Origin of the sequence: Herbidospora sakaeratensis (assembly GCF_001570525.1) — a bacterium.
Lineage (GTDB): Bacteria > Actinomycetota > Actinomycetes > Streptosporangiales > Streptosporangiaceae > Herbidospora > Herbidospora sakaeratensis.
On record NZ_BBXC01000012.1, the window covers coordinates 346,100 to 364,531 of the forward strand.

The 18,432-nt window shown below is 71.3% G+C and carries 20 protein-coding genes; 7 read left to right on the forward strand and 13 right to left on the reverse strand.

Annotated elements, in window-relative coordinates:
* Window positions 1-73 precede the first annotated feature (73 nt).
* Both AW271_RS20435 and AW271_RS39855 read right to left on the reverse strand, forming a co-directional pair.
* Complete coding sequence (locus tag AW271_RS20435) at window positions 74-1,717, reverse strand: fumarate hydratase (protein ID WP_062338978.1); 1,644 nt, start codon at window positions 1,715-1,717, stop codon at window positions 74-76.
* Window positions 1,718-1,819: 102 nt separating this feature from the next.
* Entirely contained in the window at window positions 1,820-2,800 is a 981-nt protein-coding gene (locus AW271_RS39855) for a DMT family transporter (protein ID WP_063818043.1), read from the reverse strand.
* Between the two features lie 71 nt (window positions 2,801-2,871).
* On the opposite strand from AW271_RS39855, the gene pdxR reads away from it, so the two are divergent.
* Window positions 2,872-4,188, forward strand: a complete 1,317-nt coding sequence (pdxR, locus tag AW271_RS20445) for a MocR-like pyridoxine biosynthesis transcription factor PdxR (protein ID WP_062338979.1) — start codon at window positions 2,872-2,874, stop codon at window positions 4,186-4,188.
* Here the strand turns inward: pdxR and AW271_RS20450 are convergent.
* The 4 genes from AW271_RS20450 to AW271_RS20465 form a co-directional block, all read right to left on the reverse strand.
* The gene (locus AW271_RS20450) at window positions 4,121-5,308 is read right to left on the reverse strand and encodes an MFS transporter (RefSeq protein ID WP_062338980.1); all 1,188 of its coding nucleotides are present in this window, start codon (window positions 5,306-5,308) and stop codon (window positions 4,121-4,123) included. The genes pdxR and AW271_RS20450 overlap by 68 nt on opposite strands.
* A gap of 101 nt (window positions 5,309-5,409) precedes the next feature.
* Window positions 5,410-5,958, reverse strand: a complete 549-nt coding sequence (locus AW271_RS20455; protein ID WP_062338981.1) for a hypothetical protein — start codon at window positions 5,956-5,958, stop codon at window positions 5,410-5,412.
* Between the two features lie 91 nt (window positions 5,959-6,049).
* Complete coding sequence (locus AW271_RS20460) at window positions 6,050-7,138, reverse strand: TolB-like translocation protein (RefSeq protein WP_062338982.1); 1,089 nt, start codon at window positions 7,136-7,138, stop codon at window positions 6,050-6,052.
* Window positions 7,138-7,623, reverse strand: coding sequence for a SigE family RNA polymerase sigma factor (locus AW271_RS20465; RefSeq protein ID WP_062338983.1), 486 nt, complete (start codon window positions 7,621-7,623; stop codon window positions 7,138-7,140). The genes AW271_RS20460 and AW271_RS20465 overlap by 1 nt, the downstream gene beginning before the upstream one ends.
* 88 nt (window positions 7,624-7,711) lie before the next feature.
* On the opposite strand from AW271_RS20465, the gene AW271_RS20470 reads away from it, so the two are divergent.
* Window positions 7,712-8,335, forward strand: a complete 624-nt coding sequence (locus AW271_RS20470; protein ID WP_083976919.1) for a DUF1707 SHOCT-like domain-containing protein — start codon at window positions 7,712-7,714, stop codon at window positions 8,333-8,335.
* Here AW271_RS20470 and glpX read toward each other — a convergent pair.
* Complete coding sequence (glpX, locus tag AW271_RS20475) at window positions 8,332-9,384, reverse strand: class II fructose-bisphosphatase (protein WP_062338984.1); 1,053 nt, start codon at window positions 9,382-9,384, stop codon at window positions 8,332-8,334. The two genes, AW271_RS20470 and glpX, sit on opposite strands and share 4 nt — an antisense overlap.
* Before the next feature lie 99 nt (window positions 9,385-9,483).
* On the opposite strand from glpX, the gene AW271_RS20480 reads away from it, so the two are divergent.
* Together AW271_RS20480 and AW271_RS20485 are read left to right on the forward strand one after the other, a co-directional pair.
* On the forward strand, window positions 9,484-10,077 hold the full coding sequence (locus tag AW271_RS20480) for a TetR/AcrR family transcriptional regulator (RefSeq protein WP_062338985.1): 594 nt from the start codon (window positions 9,484-9,486) through the stop codon (window positions 10,075-10,077).
* Between the two features lie 23 nt (window positions 10,078-10,100).
* Complete coding sequence (locus tag AW271_RS20485; protein ID WP_062338986.1) at window positions 10,101-10,625, forward strand: DUF4245 domain-containing protein; 525 nt, start codon at window positions 10,101-10,103, stop codon at window positions 10,623-10,625.
* On the opposite strand, the gene AW271_RS20490 is transcribed toward AW271_RS20485, so the two are convergent.
* The 3 genes from AW271_RS20490 to AW271_RS20500 are packed head-to-tail and all read right to left on the reverse strand — an operon-like array spanning window position 10,622 to window position 12,975.
* Window positions 10,622-10,852: an exodeoxyribonuclease VII small subunit gene (locus AW271_RS20490; protein ID WP_030451886.1), complete on the reverse strand. Its 231-nt coding sequence runs from the start codon at window positions 10,850-10,852 to the stop codon at window positions 10,622-10,624. The genes AW271_RS20485 and AW271_RS20490 overlap by 4 nt on opposite strands.
* A gap of 10 nt (window positions 10,853-10,862) precedes the next feature.
* Window positions 10,863-12,068, reverse strand: coding sequence for an exodeoxyribonuclease VII large subunit (gene xseA / locus AW271_RS20495; RefSeq protein WP_083976921.1), 1,206 nt, complete (start codon window positions 12,066-12,068; stop codon window positions 10,863-10,865).
* Window positions 12,069-12,072: 4 nt separating this feature from the next.
* Entirely contained in the window at window positions 12,073-12,975 is a 903-nt protein-coding gene (locus AW271_RS20500; protein WP_062338987.1) for a DUF8129 domain-containing protein, read from the reverse strand.
* Window positions 12,976-13,145: 170 nt separating this feature from the next.
* On the opposite strand from AW271_RS20500, the gene AW271_RS20505 reads away from it, so the two are divergent.
* Window positions 13,146-14,120, forward strand: a complete 975-nt coding sequence (locus AW271_RS20505; RefSeq protein ID WP_062338988.1) for a 4-hydroxy-3-methylbut-2-enyl diphosphate reductase — start codon at window positions 13,146-13,148, stop codon at window positions 14,118-14,120.
* Window positions 14,121-14,139: 19 nt separating this feature from the next.
* On the opposite strand, the gene AW271_RS20510 is transcribed toward AW271_RS20505, so the two are convergent.
* Both AW271_RS20510 and AW271_RS20515 read right to left on the reverse strand, forming a co-directional pair.
* Window positions 14,140-14,610, reverse strand: coding sequence for a DUF6542 domain-containing protein (locus AW271_RS20510; RefSeq protein ID WP_062338989.1), 471 nt, complete (start codon window positions 14,608-14,610; stop codon window positions 14,140-14,142).
* Window positions 14,607-15,911, reverse strand: coding sequence for a DNA recombination protein RmuC (locus tag AW271_RS20515; RefSeq protein WP_083976923.1), 1,305 nt, complete (start codon window positions 15,909-15,911; stop codon window positions 14,607-14,609). Before AW271_RS20515 ends, AW271_RS20510 begins: the two co-directional genes overlap by 4 nt.
* Before the next feature lie 131 nt (window positions 15,912-16,042).
* Here AW271_RS20515 and ychF point away from each other — a divergent pair, with 131 nt between their 5' ends.
* A complete protein-coding gene (gene ychF, locus AW271_RS20520) occupies window positions 16,043-17,119 on the forward strand; it encodes a redox-regulated ATPase YchF (protein WP_062338990.1) in 1,077 nt (358 codons plus the stop codon).
* Window positions 17,120-17,135: 16 nt separating this feature from the next.
* Here ychF and AW271_RS20525 read toward each other — a convergent pair whose 3' ends face one another.
* Window positions 17,136-17,870, reverse strand: coding sequence for an SDR family oxidoreductase (locus AW271_RS20525; protein WP_062338991.1), 735 nt, complete (start codon window positions 17,868-17,870; stop codon window positions 17,136-17,138).
* A 129-nt stretch (window positions 17,871-17,999) separates the two neighbouring features.
* Here AW271_RS20525 and AW271_RS20530 point away from each other — a divergent pair, with 129 nt between their 5' ends.
* Complete coding sequence (locus AW271_RS20530; protein ID WP_062338992.1) at window positions 18,000-18,407, forward strand: hypothetical protein; 408 nt, start codon at window positions 18,000-18,002, stop codon at window positions 18,405-18,407.
* Window positions 18,408-18,432: the final 25 nt, after the last annotated feature.

The following is an 18,432-nucleotide window of genomic DNA, read 5'->3' on the forward strand; positions in this document are numbered from 1 at the left end:
AGCTTACCGATTTGTGTACGAGTGCCTGTAGAGACCGGGCCGATTCGTTGTCGAGAACTTTTGTCAAACTCGGTCAGGTTCGGCGTCCGATGGACAGAATCGGCCCAGTTGTGTCGGTGAAGAAGTCGTTGCCCTTGTCGTCCACCACGATGAAGGCCGGGAAGTCGACCACGTCGATCTTCCAGACCGCTTCCATGCCGAGTTCCGGATATTCCAGGACTTCGACCTTCTTGATGCAGTCTTGCGCGAGCCGCGCCGCCGGGCCGCCGATCGAGCCCAGGTAGAACCCGCCGTAGGACGCGCAGGCGTCGGTGACCTGCTTCGACCGGTTGCCCTTGGCCAGCATGACCATCGAGCCGCCGGCCGCCTGGAACCGCTCGACGTAGGAGTCCATGCGCCCGGCGGTCGTGGGGCCGAAGGAGCCGGAGGCGTAGCCCTCGGGGGTCTTCGCCGGTCCGGCGTAGTAGACGGCGTGGTCCTTGAGGTATTGGGGCATCTCACCGCCGGCGTCGAGGAGCTCGCCGATCTTGGCGTGGGCGATGTCGCGGGCCACGACCAGCGGGCCGGTCAGCGACAGACGGGTCTTCACCGGGTATTTCGACAACTCGGCCAGGACCTCGGACATCGGCCGGTTGAGGTCGACGCTCACGACGTCGCCGCCGAGGTGCGCGTCGGTGGTGTCGGGCAGGAACCGCGCCGGGTCGGTCTCGAGCTGCTCCAGGAAGACGCCCTCGGCGGTGATCTTGGCCAGGGCCTGCCGGTCGGCCGAGCACGAGACCGCGATGGCGACCGGGCACGACGCGCCGTGGCGGGGCAGCCGGATCACGCGCACGTCGTGGCAGAAGTACTTGCCGCCGAACTGGGCGCCGATGCCGAGCTTCTGGGTGAGCTCGAAGACCTTCTGCTCCATCTCGAGGTCGCGGAAGCCGTGGCCCTCGGGCGAACCCTCGGTCGGCAGCGCGTCGAGGTAGCGGGCGCTGGCGTACTTGGCGGTCTTCAGGGCGAACTCGGCGGAGGTGCCCCCCACGACGACGGCCAGATGGTAGGGCGGGCAGGCGGCGGTGCCGAGAGAACGGATCTTCTCTTCGAGGAACGCCAGCATGCGCTTCTCGTTGAGGACCGCCTTGGTCTCCTGGTAGAGGAACGACTTGTTGGCCGACCCGCCGCCCTTGGCCATGAACAGCAGCTTGTAGGCGTCGTCGCCCTCGGCGTAGAGCTCGATCTGGGCGGGCAGGTTGGAGCCGGTGTTCTTCTCCTCCCACATGGTGATCGGGGCCATCTGGGAGTAGCGCAGGTTCAGTTTCGTGTACGCGTCGTAGACGCCCCGCGAGATGTGCTCGGCGTCGCGGCCGTCGGTGAGCACGTGGCGGCCGCGTTTGCCCATCACGATCGCGGTGCCGGTGTCCTGGCACATGGGGAGCACGCCGCCGGCCGAGATCGACGCGTTCTTCAGCAGGTCGAGGGCGACGAACCGGTCGTTGCCGCTCGACTCGGGGTCGTCGACGATCTTGCGGAGCTGGGCCAGGTGGGAGGCGCGCAGGTAGTGGGAGATGTCGTGGATCGCGGTCTCGGTCAGCAACCGCAGCGCCTCGGGCTCGACCTCGAGGAACCGCCGCCCGGCGGCCTCGACGACCCGGACCCCTTCGGAGGTGATCAGCCGGTATTCCGTCTCATCGGCCCCCAGGGGGAGGAGGTCGGTGTAGCTGAACTCGGGCATGGGGTCGAGCCTCCGTTGATCACGCCGGTGTGAGTCTGCAAAGACTGTACGGCAACCGCCCGACACCCCCGCCCGAAGGGACAAATAGTGAGAAACTAGACATTAGACCTGAACGCGGGAGGAATCATGGCCATCATCGCGCTGGGCATCATCGGTGTCGTCGTGATCGTGGGCGCCCTGGTCTTCATGCTGATCCGGTCCGTCCGGAAGAACATGGACGACCCGCACCCGCACTGGCCGATCGGGTAGCAGCCCGACCACGATGCCGCCCACGACGATCGCGGCGCCGGCCAGTTCGGCGCCCGAGGGCAGGCCCAGCCCGATGAGGGTCCCGGTCGTGATCGCGCCGACCGGGATCACGCCGGCGAACAACCCGGCCCGGCCGGGCCCCAGTCGCGGGAGAGCGGTGTACCAGAGGAAGAACGCGCCACACGTCACCACCGAGGCGAGATAGGCGAAGCCCAGCGCCTCGGGGACCGTCGGCACGCGCAGGAACGCCGCGCCGTCGACGGCCAGCCCCGTCACGGCCAGCAGCGGCACGGCCAGCGCCACCGACCAGGCCGTCACCCCCACCGCCCCCAGTTTCGGCAGCAGCGGCAGCGCCAGCAGCGAGAAGCAGACCTCGCAGGCGACCGCCCCCAGCGCCCAGAGCAGCGAGTCGACCCCGCCCCCGCCGAGCCCGGTCGCCAGCAGCGCCCCGGCCACCACGATCCCCGCAGCCACGACCAGCCGGGGTCTGGGCCTGCGTGTGGTCACCACCGCCATCACCAGGGGCACCGTCGCCAGCATGGTCCCCACGAGCGCCGGTCCGGCTCCCCTGGTCGACTCGACCACGCAGACGTTGAACAGCACCAGGCCGGTCAGCGCGAGTGCGACCAGGAGCCCGAAATCCTTTACCGTGAGGTGGGCCACGGTCCTGGAACTCGTCTTCATGATCACGAACATGATCAGGGCGGCGACGGCGTAACGCACCGTTTGCCCGCCGTAGAGGGGATAGTCCTTGATCAGGTCACTCACCGCGGCGAGAGTGCCCACCAGGAACATCGCCCCCGCCGCCGCGGCCACCGTCGTGCCTCTGCTCATGACGATGGATGCTAGGAATGAAATGGTTCACAGAATCAGTCCAATCCCTCCGGTAAAACGAGGACCAATCGTTGGCCGACCTGCATCTCTCCCTTGACCGCCAGGCCGGCGGTCTCGCCCGCCAGGTGGCCGGCGAACTCCGCGAGGCGGTGCGAACCGGCCGGCTGCCCGCGGGCACCCGGCTCCCGGCGAGCCGTGATCTGGCGCGGGATCTGGCGGTCTCGCGGGGGGTGGTCGTCGAGGCGTACGAGCAGCTCGTCGCCGAGGGCTTCCTGGAGTCGCGGATCGGGGCCGGGACCACCGTGGCGGCCGTCACGATCGAGGAACCGGCCTCACCGGCCGACGCGGCGGGGGAGTTCGGCGGCCGGCCGACCTCGCCCGACCTGGGGGCCTTCCCCCGGCAGGCGTGGAGCGCCTCCTACCGCCACGTGCTGGCCACGCTGCCGCACGACGCGCTCGACTACGGCGATCCCGGCGGCGTGCCCGAGCTGCGCGGCGAGCTCGCGGCCTACCTGCGGCGGGTCCGGGCGGCGCGGGCCGAGCCCGAGAACGTCGTGGTGGTCACCGGGGTGGCGCAGGGGTTGTCGCTGGTCGTCCAGGCGCTCGGGCCGTTGCGGCTGGCCACCGAGCTGCCCACCAGCGAGCGGCAGACGCCGCTGCTCCGCAGGGCGGGGGCCGAGCTGGTCGGGATCCCGGTCGACGACGAGGGCATCGACGTCGCCGAACTGGCCCGCAGCGGCGCCACCGCGGTGCTGCTGACCCCGGCCCACCACTATCCGACCGGGGTGGTGTTGTCGCCGCGCCGCCGGGCCGAGCTGATCTCCTGGGCCGCCCGGACCGGCGCGACCGTGCTCGAGGACGACTACGACGCCGAGTTCCGGTTCGACCGCGAACCCGTCGGCTGCCTCCAGGGGCTCGCCCCCGGCCGGGTGGTGCTGGCCGGGAGCGTCAGCAAGGCCCTCGCGCCGGGCCTGCGGCTGGGCTGGCTGGTCGCGCCCGCCTCGCTCGCCGCCGAGTTGCGGAAGTTCCGGGGTGAGTTCGACCTGGGGTCACCGGTGCTCGACCAGTACACCCTCGCCCACTTCATCGCCACCGGCGCCTACGACCGCCACCTGCGGCGGATGCGGCGCGAATACCGCGCCCGCCGCGACGCCCTGGTGGGCGCGCTGGCCGAGCGGTTCCCCGAGGTGAAGGTCTGCGGCATCTCGGCCGGGCTGCACCTGTTCGCCGAACTGCCGCCCGACTGGGACGCCCGCGCGTTCGCCGCCCAGGCGGTCGCCGCCGGTCTGGCCGCCGAGCCGGTCGACGGCCCGGCGGTGGTCATCGGTTTCGCCCGGTGGCCCGGCCATCGGCTCGCGGGAGCCGTACGGGAGATGCGAAGCCCCTAGCCAGCACCACGATGCCGCCGGCCAGGATCAGCGGCGCGAGGAAGGCGGCCTGGAACCCGGCGGCGTCGCCGATGCCGCCGACCAGCGCGGCCCCGACGATGAAGCCGACGTAGTTGAACATGTTGACCCGGGCGATGGCCACCCCGGTCCCGGCCGGGTCGAGCCGCCCGGCCGCCGAGAACGACTGCGGCGCGACCACCGACAACCCGACCCCGGTCAGCGCGAACCCGGCGATCGCCGCCGCCTCGTTGGGCGCGACCACGATCAGCAGGAAGCCCAGCGCCGCGACCAGCCCGCCGGCCCGCACGATCGTGGCGGGCCCGAACCGGCTGACCGCCGCGTCGCCGCCCACCCGGACGATGAAGGTCGTCGCCTGGTAGGCGCCCAGCGCCCACGGGGCCAGCCACGCCTCGGCGGCGAGCGCCTGGTCGAAGTAGACCGACCCGAAGTTCGACACCGACGCGTCGCCGACGTAGAGGAACGCCATCGCCAGGCACAGCGGCAGGATCGGCCGCCACGGGATCGTGACCGGGCCGGTGTCCACGGCCGTCTCGACGTGCTCCTCGGCCGGGCCGAACAACCACCGGTTGGCGGCCAGCGAGATCACCGCGGCCGGGATCATCACGACCGTGAACGCCGGCCCCAGGTCGAGGCCGAGCCCCGCCGCGTTCGACGCCCACGCGGCCCCGATCACCGCCGCCAGGCTCCACAACGCGTGGAACCCCGTCATGACCGGCCGGGCGTAGCGCCGCTCGACGGCGGTGCCCTGCATGTTCATCCCGGCGTCGACCCCGCCCAGGCCCAGCCCGAACAGCACCAGCGCCGCCACCAGGACCGGCACGCTCGCCGCCCACCCGCTGAACGCGACGGCGGCGCAGGCGAGCGGCTGGACGTACAGGAGCATGAACCGGCTGCCCCACCGGGCCGCCACCTGGCCCGCGACGACGCTGCCCACGCCCGCGATGACCGGCACGACCAGCAGGAGGAGGGTCAGCTGGCCGTCGTCGAGGCCGTGTTTGCGCTGCAGCGCCGCGACCTGGGTGAGCAGCGTCGAGAACGTGAGGCCCTGCACGAAGAACACCGCGAACGTGGCGAGGCGGGCCTGCCGGTCACGAGGCACGAGAGCCTCCGAACATGAGGGTGAGACGCGGGCGGCCGGAGGCCGACCGTGGCTCGCGCCAGGAATCTGCCCAAATGAACAGGGCTCATATTTCGCTCAGGCTAGGGGCGGGCCTGCTCCAGGTCAACAATCTCCCGGACGGTGGCCGCGAAGGCGATCAGGATGATCACCGCCGAGACCGGCAGCAGGTCGAGGTTGAACGCGGGAAGCACGCTGGCCACCAGCACGGCGACCGGGATCCAGAAGGGAATCCGGCGCTGGCTCGCGAGGTGGGTCATGATCGCGAACAGGGCGAGGTAGAACAGCGGCGGACCGGCCTGCCGCACGAGCAGGTCCAGGCCCGGGGTGTCGTAGACCCGGCCGAACAGGTCGCTCATCTCCGCCCGGTCGGCGGCCATGAAGCCCACCACGAGGTCGATGACGAACTGCGCCGCGAAGGCGAGCAGCCCGGCGAAGCCCACGACGGTGAAGCCGGTGAAGGTGTGCCGGTCGAGCTGGATCAGCACCACGCCGTAGAGGCCGAGGGCGACCAGGAAGGCGATGTGGCCGGTGGTCCAGCCGAGGCCGGGACCGTGCTCGCTCAGCAGGCGGATCACCCCGTAGACGAGGGTGAGCAGAGGCGCGCCGATGAAGGCGATGCGGGGATTCATGGGTTCAGCGTCGCCCCCGTGGACGCCGCCGTAATCGGCGGAAAGGCCGATCCGGGACCTCCTCCGTGCGGCGGAGATCCCGGAGCGGCGACTAGGGGTTCACCCCGGGTACCGCCGCCAGGTCGACGATCACCAGACGGCCGCCCTTCACGTAGGTCAGCGCTTTCATGCGGTAGTCGAGCACCGGGTTGTCCTCGGCGGCCAGGTCGATGGTCCGTCCGGTGGCCAGGTCGATCAGACCCCTGCCCGGGGTGCGCGGGAGCACGAAGCGGTCGAGAGCGGGCGGGTCGGCCAGGAACATCTGCGGCACCGCCCTGACCCGGGTGCCGTCGCGCAGTCCGACCCGGTCGCGGGACATGCACCAGGTCACCGAACACTGGGCGGGGGCGCTCCAGCCCGAGGTGGTGCGCCGCTCGCCCGTCAGGGCGTTGAGGATCTCGCCGTTGACGATGGCGGGCTTCTTCTGGCGGAACGGCGGGGTGCCGACCCACGGCCATTGCAGCATGTGCATGCCCTCGGTGCCCTTGACCAGCCTCGGGACGCCGCCCGAGAGCGGCACCTCGTAGACGCCGCCGGTGCCGCCCGGCGACCAGATGACCTTGCCGTCGGCGATCGTGTGGTCGAGCGGGGAGCCGGGGGCCTCGGCCACCACCCGCTGCCGGCCGCCGGTCACGGGCGCGGCGAAGAACGTGGTGGTCATCTTCCCCTTGACCTTCCGGGACGTCCACCAGACGAGCTGACCCTCCCCGACGGCGGCCGACCAGAAGTTGATCACACTGCCCTTGGGCGTCGACACCGCGACCAGGCGCTTCGGCCGCCCGGTGGCCAGGTCGAGGGACCACAACCCGTCGGTGCGGTCGCGCTCACCCGTGCGGATGAGCGCGTGACCCCGGTCGATCATGGCCACGACGTCGTAACGGCGGCCGTCCGGCATCAGCAGGGGCACCGAGTGGGACGCCTTCTCGATGTCGGGGCGCGGGGCGGGGCCACCGCCGGGGGAGGTGACGATCACGCCCGTCCCCACGAGCGCGCCCGTCGTCACGAACGCCGCCAGCGCCTTCCACCAGCGCCGGGGACGGCGGGCCCGCACTCGTGCCATCAGGTCGGGCGGGGCGGTCGGGGCGCGGTCGGCCAGGAGCCGGAGGCCGGACTCCAGGCGCTGTTCGAAGTCGTCGCGCATCAGACCCTCCTGAACCCGTCGGACTTCAGCTGCCCGCGCAGCCGCGCCAGCGCGCGGAACGCCTGGCTGCGCACGGTGCCCCGCGAGACGCCGAGTGTGGCGGCGATCTCCTCGTCGGTCAGGCCCGTGTAGTAGCGCAGCACGATCACCGCCCGCTGCCGCCGGGGCAGCGCGGCCAGCGCGTCGCCGAGGTCGGAGGTCTCGTCGTAGACCGGCGGCGTGCCCCGGTCGGGCGGTTCGGCGGTCGGGCGCTCCCGGCTGCGCAGCCGCCACTGGCGCAGGTGGAGGCGGGTCATGGTGGTGCGCACGTAGCGTTCGGGGTCGTCCTTGCGCTGGACCCGGTGCCAGGAGGCGCGTAATCGGGCCAGCGCCTCTTGGACGAGGTCGGCGGCGTCGTGCGGGTCGCCGGACAGGACGTAGCCGAAGCGCAGCAGCGCGTCGGCCCGCCCGTCGGCGAACTTCTCGAACTGGTCGTCTTCCCGCATGTCCCTTAGAGCGCGTCAGGGCCGGAGCCGTTGCATGTCCGGGTCAGTCCCTGGTGGGGATCGGCCGGGCGCGCCGTAATCTCAAGGGGTGAGTAGCGACTTCCGCGAATGGATCGCCGCCCTGGTCACCCCCAGGGAAGCCCAGTCGGGCCCCCGGCCCGAGGAGCTGCGGGCCTCCGACGCCGACCGTGAGCACGTCATCGCCGTGCTCACCGAGGCCGCCGCCGACGGGCGGTTGTCCCGCCTCGAACACGAGGAACGCGTCGACGCCGCCTACCGCTCCCAGACGCTCGGGCAGCTCACGACGCTCACCCGGGATCTGCTGCCGCCCGACCAGCAGCCGTTCGCCCTGCACAGCCGGCCCGTCGCGGCCGTCTTCCGCAACGAGTCGCGCGGCGGCCGGTGGGTGGTGCCCTCGACCGTGCCGGTCAGCTCGATCGGCGGCAAGGTCGACCTCGACCTGCGCGAGGCGCTGCTCCAGTCGCGCCGGATCGTCGTGCAGCTGGCCGTCGTGGCCGGCACGGTCAACATGACCGTGCCCGAGGGGGTGCGCATCGTGGTCGCGTCCGGGGCCCGGATCAACCAGTTCAAGGACCAGACGCGGGCACCCGCCGACCCCGACTGCCCGGTCATCGAACTGGCCGGGTACGTCTGGGGCGGACGGGTGATCGCCAAGTCGCCGAAGCCGCCCAAGAAGGGCCGCCGGCGTTAGAGGGCGGTGTCGAAGTTGATCGCGCTGTAGGCGCCCAGCTTCCAGAGCTGGTGCTCGCTCTCGATCCGCCTTATGGTGCCCGACCGGCCGCGCATGACCAGTGAGTGGGTGTGCGCCACGCCGCCCCTGTTGCGCAGGCCGCCCTGGTAGCGCACCCCGTTCATCAGCTCGCCGTCGGTCACGCCGGTGGCGGCGAAGAACACGTCGTCGGAGCTCACCAGGTCGTCGGTGGTGAGCACCCGGTTCAGGTCGAGGCCCGCGTCGAGGGCGCGCTGACGCTCGGCGTCGTCCTGGGGCCACAACTTGCCCTGGATGACGCCGCCCAGGCACTTCATCGCGCAGGCCGCGACGGTGCCCTCGGGGGTGCCGCCGACGCCGAGCATCAGGTCGACGCCGGTGCCCGGCTGGGCGGCCATGATCGCGCCCGCGACGTCGCCGTCGGTGATGAACTTGATGCGCGCGCCGGTCTCCCGGATCTCCCGCACGATCGTCTCGTGCCGGGGGCGGTCGAGGATGACCACGGTCACGTCGGACGCCTTGCCGCCCTTCGCCTTGGCCACCGCGGCCACGTTGTGGGCCACCGGCGCCTCGATGTCGACCACGCCGGCCGCCTCGGCGCCCGTGACGAGCTTCTCCATGTAGAAGACGGCGCTGGAGTCGTACATCGACCCCCGGGGGCTCACCGCGATCACCGAGATGGCGTTGTTCATGCCCAGGGCGCACAACCGGGTGCCGTCGATCGGGTCGACCGCCACGTCGCACTCGGCGCCGGTGCCGTCGCCGACCTCCTCGCCGTTGAACAACATCGGGGCCTGGTCCTTCTCGCCCTCGCCGATCACCACCTTGCCGCGCATCGACACCGTGTTGATCAACTGCCGCATCGCGCTGACCGCCGCCCCGTCGGCGCCGTTCTTGTCACCGCGGCCGACCCAGCGGGCGCTGGCCATCGCCGCCGCCTCGGTAACCCTGACCAGTTCGAGGGCCAGGTTGCGGTCGGGCGCGTGGCGGTCGGTGGCAAGCGGCGGCGGTACGGACTGGTCTGAGTTCATCGTGTCTCCTCGAGGTATGACACTGCCTTACCCGGTATCGCCCGTTGATTCTGCGTGAGTCGTGCCACACCACCCGGCTCCATCGATAATCTCGCCTGCATGAGCGGCGACAACATCAAGGAGACCGGCCGGGGCACCTCGGAAAGAGGCGCGGCGACCCGGGTCGCCCTTCTCGACGCCGCCCGCGACGTGTTCATCACCCAAGGGTTCGCCGAGGCCGGGGTCACCGAGGTGGTCCAGCGGGCCGGGGCCAGCGTCGGCAGCCTCTACCACCACTTCTCCGGCAAGGCCGACCTCTACCGGGCGCTGTTCGACGAGTTCCAGGATCGGCAGGCACAGCGCACCAAGACCGCCGTCCACGACGCCCGGACCGAGGGCGAGACCGAGCCGATGAAGCTCTTCCTGGCCGGGGCGCGGGCCTACCTCGACGGCTGCGTGCAGGAACGCGACCTGGCGGCGCTGTTCCTGCGCGGCGACGGGCCGCCCGGCTTCGAGGTCGTCATCCGCGAGCGGCTGCGCACCTGGGCCCGCCGCAACGCCTCGCTCTTCGAGCACGAAGACGCGCTGGTGGTGGTGATCACCGGGGCGCTGGCGGCGGTCGTCCAGGAACTGACGCTCTCGGCCGACCTCGACGCGGCCCGGCTGATGGCCGATCAGGCCCTCGGCATCATCGGCCGGATCAGGAACCCCTGACCCGAGCCGGTAGTCTCGGGGACGTGCGCCGATTCACCCAGGGCCTCTACGGCTACGCCTTCGCGCTGCTCGTCTGCTTCGCCGGCGTCGGCCTGTTCCTGCTGATCACGCCGCAGAGCCGGACCGAGCACATCCCGCGCGTCGACTTCGCCATCGACGCCGACAACGCCGCCCGCGCGGCCGGGTTCCCGGTCGCGGTGCCCGAGCCGGTGCTGGCGAACTGGGTGCCGACCAGCTCCCGGCTGACCAACACCAAGGGCGTGGTGACCTGGCGGCTGGGCTTCGCCACCGGCAAGCGCATGCACGCCATGCTGGCCCAGAGCAACGAACAGCCCACGACCGGCTTCGCCAACCGCCTGGCCAACACCGAGACCTCGATCGGCACCGAGGTGATCAAGGGCACGACCTGGGAGAAGCGCTTCCGCGAAGACAAGAACCAGCGGTCGCTGGTCCGCGTCGCCGACGGCCGCACCGTGGTCGTCACCGGCTCGGCCGACTGGCCGGAGCTGGGCGCGCTCGCGGCCAGCCTGGTCGAGCGGGACGTCTAGAACGGGGCCTCGTCGGAGGCGGGTTCGGGGCGGCGTTCGGCCATCGCGGCGGCCAGCTTGACCCGGGCGCCCTGGAGCCAGTTCTCGCAAATCGCGGCCAGCTTCTCGCCGCGCTCCCACAGTTCGATCGACTGCTCCAGGGTCAGGCCGCCCGCTTCCAGGCGGCGCACCACCTCGGTCAGCTCCTCGCGCGCCTTCTCGTAGGACGGCGTCTTCTCGTCAGCCACGCTGCCCACCCTAAAGGCCGGTGACCTCGACCCCGACCCGATCGTCGGGGAACCGGACCGTGAGCGCCTCGCCCTCGGTCAGGTCGGCGGCCTTCCTGACCACCTCGCCCGAGGGCTTCTGCACGATCGCGTAGCCCCGTTCGAGGGTCGCGGCGGGCGAGAGGGCCACCAGCCGGGCTCTGAGGTGCTCCAGGCCGTCGGAGCTGCGGTGGAGGGAGTGGTCGAGCACCCGCCGGGCCCGGTCGCGCAGCTGGTCGACCTGCTCGGCGCGGCGGTCGATCTCGCGTACGGGATCGGCCAGCGACGGCCGCGAGCGCACCGCGTGCACCCACGCGAGCTCCCGCTCCAGCCAGCCCCCCATGACGCGCCTGCCCCGGTCGCGCAGCTGGTGGACCAGCGCGAGCTGCTCGCCCACGTCGGGCACCACCTTCTTGGCGGCGTCGGTGGGGGTGGACGCCCGCAGGTCGGCCACCAGGTCGAGCAGCGGCGAGTCCTGCTCGTGGCCGATCGCGCTCACCACCGGCGTGCGGCACGCCGCGACCGCCCTGACCAGCGACTCGTCGGAGAACGGCAGCAGGTCTTCGAGCGATCCGCCGCCCCGGGCCACGATGATCACGTCGACCTCGCGGTCGGCGTCGAGCCGGTGCAGCGCGTCGGTCACCTCGGCGACCGCCAGCCCGCCCTGCACCGCCACCTGCTCGACCTTGAACCGGACGGCCGGCCACCGGCGCCGCGCGTTCTCCAGCACGTCGCGCTCGGCCGCCGAGTCGCGCCCGCAGACCAGCCCGACCGTTCCGGGGAGGAACGGCAGCCGGCGCTTGCGGTCGTTGTTGAACAGCCCTTCGGCCGCCAGCACCTGCCGCAGCCGCTCCAGCCGGGCCAGCAGCTCGCCGACGCCGACGGGCCGGATCTCCATGGCGGTGAACGCGAACGACCCCCGGTTGACCCAGAAGTCGGCCTTGACGTGCACCACCACCCGCGCGCCGTCGACCGGGCGCGGGAGGCTCGACTCGTAGACGTTGCGGGCGCAGGTCACCCGCGCCGACACGTTGGCGACCGGGTCGCGCAGGGTCATGAACACCGTGCCGCCCCGGGCGGTCAGCTCGGTGATCTGGCCTTCGACCCAGACCGTGCCGAGCTTCCCGATCCACTGGGCGACCATCTGCAGCACCGACCTGACGGGCAGGGGCGCCTCGGGGGAGGTCTTCGCGCTCACCTGCTCAGCTTTCCAGCTTGGCCAGCCGGTTCTCGAACATCCGCAGCACCTCCGGGCGCGCCGTGCTCGCCTTCTCGTAGTCGATCCAGCTCTGGATCTCCTCCTTCGACCGGCCGCGCATGCGCGCCCGGAGGGAGGCGAAGGTCAGGTCGGCGTAGCCGGGGATGGGCTCGGCCGGCAGGTCCCCGGCCGGGGGCTCCTCGGCGTGACCGGGGACGACCTCGGGCACGGCCGTGTCGGTGACCGGCTCGCCGGGGGTCTTCTTCGCGGGCTTGGGCGCCGGCGGGATCTTCGACGGGACGGCCGGCTCGGAGGCCAGCGCGGGGTCGGAGGAGGGCTCGGTGGTCTTCTGCCCCTGCGGCTCGGCGGCGACGGGGGTGGGCTCCTCCTCCTGCTTCTCCTTGGCCTTCTCGGTCGCCTCGGGGGTGGCGGCCGGGGTGGTCGCCTCGTGGTCGGCGGTCTCGGCGACCTTCTCCTCGGTCTTGTCCTCTGTCTTGTCCTCGGTCTTCGCGGTCTTCTCGGGGTCAGCGGGGGCCGGGTCGGTCGCCGCGTGGGGGAGCGGTGTGGCTTCGCTCACAGGGGTCTCCTCTGCCTTCGCGCCCGAGGCGACCAGGCGGTCGCCCTTGGGAGCGCTACCCCCGGGCTGGAAGATCACCGGTTCGGGCTTGTCGGCCTTGGCCGGGCGGGGCGCGAAGATGACCGGTTCGCGGCGGGGCTTGTCGTCGCCCTCGACCACGATGTCGGAGACCGACTTCACGCCGGGGCGGGAGGGGTCGGTGTGGGGCTCCTCGGCCGGGGCGTTGCCGGTGACCCGCTTCAGGGTGGTGCGGACCCGGTCACCGAGCAGGAGGGCCTGACCCACGCCGCTCAGCGCTCCCTGGAGCGCCATCATGGGCAGGTCTTTCACCTTCTGTGTTATCTCGTCACGGTTGTTATATGCCTCGCGAATGGGCTTCGTGATCGTTCGCAAGAGGGACATGGGCAGCTCCCAGGAGATATTCCGTTGATGTCGCAGTCTGGCAAGACTGGCGCGGGCGGAGGTCAAGCCACTGCAGACCATCCACGTAGCATGAGACCATGACGTCACAGACCCCCGCGACCATTACAGATCGCCGTCGTGTCCTGGTGGCGAAGCCGCGCGGTTACTGCGCCGGCGTCGACCGGGCGGTGGAGGCCGTGGAGCGGGCATTGGCGCAGTACGGCGCGCCGATCTACGTCCGTAAGCAGATCGTCCACAACACCTTCGTCGTCAAGACCCTCGAAGAGCGCGGCGCGATCTTCGTCGACGAGACCGAAGAGGTCCCCGAAGGGGCCATCGTCGTGTTCTCGGCCCACGGAGTCTCCCCGGCCGTCCACCAGGAGGCCGCCCAGCGCAGCCTGAAGACCATCGACGCCACCTGCCCGCTGGTCACCAAGGTCCACAACGAGGCCAAGCGCTTCGCCGCGCAAGACTACGACATCCTGCTGATCGGCCACGAGGGCCACGAGGAGGTCGAGGGCACGGCCGGCGAGGCGCCCGACCACGTCCGCCTGGTCGACGGCCTCGAAGGCGTCGAGACCGTCGAGGTGCGCGACCCGTCGAGGGTCGTGTGGTTGTCGCAGACCACCCTGTCGGTCGACGAGACCACCGAGACGGTCACCCGGCTCAAGAACCGCTTCCCGAACCTGATCGACCCGCCCAGCGACGACATCTGCTACGCGACGTCCAACCGCCAGACGGCGGTCAAGGAGATCGCCGCCGAGGCGCAGCTGGTGATCGTGGTGGGGTCGTCGAACTCGTCCAACTCCAAGCGGCTGGTCGAGGTGGCCCTCGACTACGGCGCCGACGCCTCCTACCTCGTCGACGACGCCACGTTCGTCGACCCGGCCTGGCTCGACGGCGTCACCACGGTCGGCGTCACGAGCGGCGCGTCGGTGCCCGAGATCCTCGTCGAGGGCGTGCTGGCCAAGCTGGCCGCCCACGGCTTCGGCGACGTCGAGGAGATCGAGTCGGTCACCGAGAAGATGCGCTTCGCGCTGCCCCACGAGCTCCGCAAGGACCTGCGGGCCTGACGCGCCGCCCCCGGGCCGGTCAGGCCTGGGGGCGCTCTTCCTTCGCGGTGCCGTAGACCTTGGGCTCGAAGTAGCCCTCTGGCTCGGCGTCGAACTCCTCTTTGCTCTTCCGGGGCGCCGGGACCCGGGTCTTCATGTCCTCACGGGTCGCCCGCACACTCTGCGGCAAGCCCCGATACCAGGCCAGGCCCAGGGCCAGCGCCGATCCGGCGAACAACCACGGCGCGGCGGCCGACAGGGTGGTGAACATGCCCAGGCCCAGCGACTGCAGGGCCGAGTCGGCGCTCAGCGCGCTCAGGATCTCCACGATCAGGGCCGCCACGAAGAAGACCAGGGGCGGCGACACCACCAGGACCAGCAGGTCGCGGGGGTTCACCAGCCAGACCGCCGCCAGCACCCCCACGAGGAAGAACGGCCCCGGGAGGGTGAACTGTCCGAGCAGACAGACGAAGAACAACAACGTGATGGCGCCGCGCGCGGTCACCTTCATCTCTCCGGCCCCCCTCCCTGGTGGCTCAAGCTACCGTCATATCCGGTGTCGTCCCCGACGAGTTCGGGCATCGACAACGACCGGGGCGACTCCTCGACCGGCTGCGGGGCCGGCAAAGGGGTCTCGACCAGGCCGAGGTCGGTCATCTTGCGGGCGCTCACCAGCACGCGGCTCTCGAGAGAGCCGACCGTCCGGTTGTACGCCGCCACGGCCCGTGCCAGCGATCTTCCCAGACCGTCGACCTGACGGCCGAGACTGCCGAGCCGGTCGTACAACTCCTTGCCGAGGTCGAACACGGCCTTGGCGTTCTCGCTCAGCGCCGCCTGCTGCCAGGCGTAGCTCGCGGTGCGCAACATCGTGATCAGCGTGGTGGGGGTGGCGATGTGCACCCGGCGGTTCATCGCGTACTCGAGCAGCGCGGGGTCGCGCTCCAGCGCCGGGGCCAGGAACGCCTCGCCCGGGATGAACAGCACCATGAACTCGGGCGCGGGGCTGAACGCCTGCCAGTAGGTCTTGGCGGCCAGCCGGTCGACGTGGTCGCGCAGGTGGCGGGCGTGCGCGTCGAGCCGGGCGCCGGCCAGGTCGGGGTCGCCCGCCTCCGACGCCTCCAGGTAGGCCGCCAGCGACACCTTCGAGTCGACGACGATGTTCTTGCCGCCGCTCAACCTGACGATCATGTCGGGCCTGACCGGCCCGTCGGGGGTCGTCGCGGTGACCTGCTCGTCGAAGTCGCAGAACCGGGCCATGCCGGCGATCTCGGCCACCCGGCGCAGCTGCAGCTCGCCCCACCGTCCGCGCGCCTCGGGCCGCCGCAGCGCCCGCACCAGCGCGGAGGTCTGCGACTTGAGCTGCTCGGAGCTGAGCCGGACGAACTCCATCTGCTGGGCGAGCTCGGCGCGGGCCACCCGCGCCCCCGACTCGCTCTCGCGCAGCTGCTCCTCGACCTTGGCGAGGGTCTCGCGTAACGGCCCGACGAGGTTCTCGACGGCCTCGCGGCGCAGGTCGAGGTCGCCGGCCGCCTCGGCCCGGGTCGTGTTCAGCCGGTTCTCGGCGAGTTCGAGGAAACGCAGGTTGTTGACGTCGAGGGCGCGGGCCGACAGGGCCTGGAACCGCTCGGCGAGCTGCTCCTCGACGTACACCACCTTCTCTTCGGCCGCCCGGGCGCGCGCTTCGGCGTCGGCGAGCTTGACGGCGGCCTCGGCGTTCGCGCCCGCCGATCGGGCGCGCCCGACGACGAACCCGATGGCGAGCCCGGCCGCCAGGCCCACCAGCAGTTGGAGAGCGAGAGCCAGGACATCCACGTCCTGGATGATCCCAGGCTTTTCCCGGCAGAAGAGGGAGGCTCGCCCTCCGCATACCCCGCCACGACCCAGAGTTTGCCTGCGACGGGGTTTGACGAGCGGCGTACCGGATTCCAATAGACTCGAATTCCGTGAGCCTGAGCATCGGGATCGTCGGCCTCCCCAACGTCGGCAAGAGCACCCTCTTCAACGCGCTGACCAAGAGCGCCAACGCCCTCGCGGCCAACTATCCGTTCGCCACGATCGAGCCCAACGTGGGCATCGTGGGCGTGCCCGACGACCGGCTCGCCAAGCTCGCCGAGATCTACGACTCGGCGAAGATCCTGCCCGCCAAGGTCGAGTTCGTCGACATCGCCGGCCTGGTGAAGGGCGCCTCCGAGGGCCAGGGCCGGGGCAACCAGTTCCTCGCCAACATCCGCGAGACCGACGCGATCTGCCAGGTCATCCGGGTGTTCACCGACCCCGACGTGACCCACGTCGACGGCGGCGTCGAGCCCGGCCGCGACATCGAGACGATCAACACCGAGCTGATCCTCGCCGACCTGCAGACCATCGAGAAGGCGATCCCGCGGCTCCAGAAGGAGGCCCGCACCAACAAGGACCGCAAGGCCACCCTGGAGGCCGCCGAGGCCGCGATGAAGGTCCTCGACGGCGGCACCACGCTCTACGCCGCCGGCACCGACCTCACCGACCTGCGCGAGCTCCACCTGCTGACGGCCAAGCCGTTCCTCTACGTCTTCAACCTCGACGCCGACGAACTCGTCGACGAGGAGCTGCGCGCCCGCCTGTCGGCCATCGTGGCGCCCGCCGAGGCCGTCTTCCTCGACGCGAAGATCGAGTCGGAGCTCGTCGAGCTCTCCGACGAGGAGGCGCTGGAGCTGCTCCAGTCGGTCGGCCAGTCGGAGTCGGGCCTGTCGCAGCTCGCCCGCGTCGGCTTCGAGACCCTGGGCCTGCAGACCTACCTGACGGCCGGCCCGAAGGAGACCCGGGCCTGGACCATCAAGAAGGGCGCCACCGCCCCCGAGGCCGCCGGCGTCATCCACACCGACTTCCAGCGCGGCTTCATCAAGGCCGAGGTCATCTCCTTCGCCGACCTGATGGAGGCCGGCTCGGTCGCCGCCGCCCGCGCGGTCGGCAAGGCCCGCATCGAGGGCAAGGACTACGTGATGCGCGACGGCGACGTCGTGGAGTTCCGCTTCAACGTCTGAAAATCCTTTTCTTCCGTTACGCCTCCGGAGTGGCCAGCCACTCGTCGAAGGTCTGGGCGCCACGAGGTCCGGGGCCTGTCGGGAGCAGGCCCCCGGCACTCATCCCGCCGGGGAGATAGACGGGGAGCACCGGCCGCCTGCGCGCACCGCCCGCCGCGATGAGCCGGCGGGCCATGTCGGGCAGCGACTCGACCCGCGGCCCGGCGAGCTCCGGGGCCATCCCCCGCGGCGCTCCGAGCGCGAGGTCCGCGAGCGCCTCGCCCACCTCGTGGGCGGCGACGGGCTGCACCCGCCCGGTCGGCACCACCGCGACCGGGCCCGGGATCCCGCTGAGGAACTGGCCCGCGAACTCGTGGAACTGGGTGGCCCGCAGGATCGTCCACGGCACCGCGCCCTCCCGCACGATCTCCTCCTGCCGTAGCTTCCCGGCGTAGTAGCCCAGCCTGACCCGGTCGACCCCCACGATCGACAACGTCACGAGGTGCCGCACGCCGGCCCGTTCCGCCGCCGCGGCGAGGGTGCGGCCGGTCCTCTCGAAGAAGGTCACCGCCGCCTTCCTGCTCGCCGTGTCGATGTTGGCGACGTCGACGACCGTCTCGGCCCCGAGGAGGGCCGCGTCGAGCCCCGCTCCGCTCGCCAGGTCGACGCCGGTCGCCCGCGAGAGCACGGCGGGTTCGTACCCCCGCGCCCGCAGGGCCTCCACGACGTGCCGTCCGACCACTCCGGTGCCACCCGCGACCGCGATCCTCATCGGCCTCTCCTCTCGGTGCGTTCGGAGGGGGTGACGAGGAGCGGGCCGTCTTCGTGACATGGGCCGCCCGTGACAAGGCTCACAGCGTGTCGTGTCACGAACGACCCCGGCCGGGATGTCGCTCCGTGCATGACTTCAACCGCCAAATGGCTGCGCGCCGGGGTGCTCGCCCTGGCCGCGCTGCAGACCCTCGTCTCGGTCTGGCAGTACGCGTTCACCCGCTCGTTCTTCGACGACTTCCCGACGGTGCGCCTCGATCCGCCGTACAACGAGCACCTGCTCTCCGACGTCGGCGGGCTCGGGCTCGCGCTGGCCGCCATGCTGATCTACGCCGCCGCCGTGATGGAGCGCAGGGTGGTCCTGCTGGCCCTGACCGGCTACGTGATCTACGCGGGCACGCACTTCCTCTTCCACGTCAGGCACTTCGACCACTTCTCGCTGCGCGACGCCATCGGGGTCGGGACCGGGCTCGGCCTGGAGTGGGCGCTCGCCCTGGTCCTGCTGTACGTCGCCTGGCGACACCACCGCGCGTCCTAGCAGCGCCGCTCGGCGGCCTCGGCCA

Bases quoted from the DNA above. Each gene is read 5' to 3' on its own strand.
- AW271_RS20435 (WP_062338978.1), bottom strand. From the start codon at position 1,717: ATGCCCGAGTTCAGCTACACCGACCTCCTCCCCCTGGGGGCCGATGAG.
- AW271_RS39855 (WP_063818043.1), bottom strand. From the start codon at position 2,800: ATGAGCAGAGGCACGACGGTGGCCGCGGCGGCGGGGGCGATGTTCCTG.
- AW271_RS20455 (WP_062338981.1), bottom strand. From the start codon at position 5,958: ATGAATCCCCGCATCGCCTTCATCGGCGCGCCTCTGCTCACCCTCGTC.
- AW271_RS20460 (WP_062338982.1), bottom strand. From the start codon at position 7,138: ATGCGCGACGACTTCGAACAGCGCCTGGAGTCCGGCCTCCGGCTCCTG.
- AW271_RS20465 (WP_062338983.1), bottom strand. From the start codon at position 7,623: ATGCGGGAAGACGACCAGTTCGAGAAGTTCGCCGACGGGCGGGCCGAC.
- glpX (WP_062338984.1), bottom strand. From the start codon at position 9,384: ATGAACTCAGACCAGTCCGTACCGCCGCCGCTTGCCACCGACCGCCAC.
- AW271_RS20480 (WP_062338985.1), top strand. From the start codon at position 9,484: ATGAGCGGCGACAACATCAAGGAGACCGGCCGGGGCACCTCGGAAAGA.
- AW271_RS20505 (WP_062338988.1), top strand. From the start codon at position 13,146: ATGACGTCACAGACCCCCGCGACCATTACAGATCGCCGTCGTGTCCTG.
- AW271_RS20510 (WP_062338989.1), bottom strand. From the start codon at position 14,610: ATGAAGGTGACCGCGCGCGGCGCCATCACGTTGTTGTTCTTCGTCTGT.
- AW271_RS20525 (WP_062338991.1), bottom strand. From the start codon at position 17,870: ATGAGGATCGCGGTCGCGGGTGGCACCGGAGTGGTCGGACGGCACGTC.
- AW271_RS20530 (WP_062338992.1), top strand. From the start codon at position 18,000: ATGACTTCAACCGCCAAATGGCTGCGCGCCGGGGTGCTCGCCCTGGCC.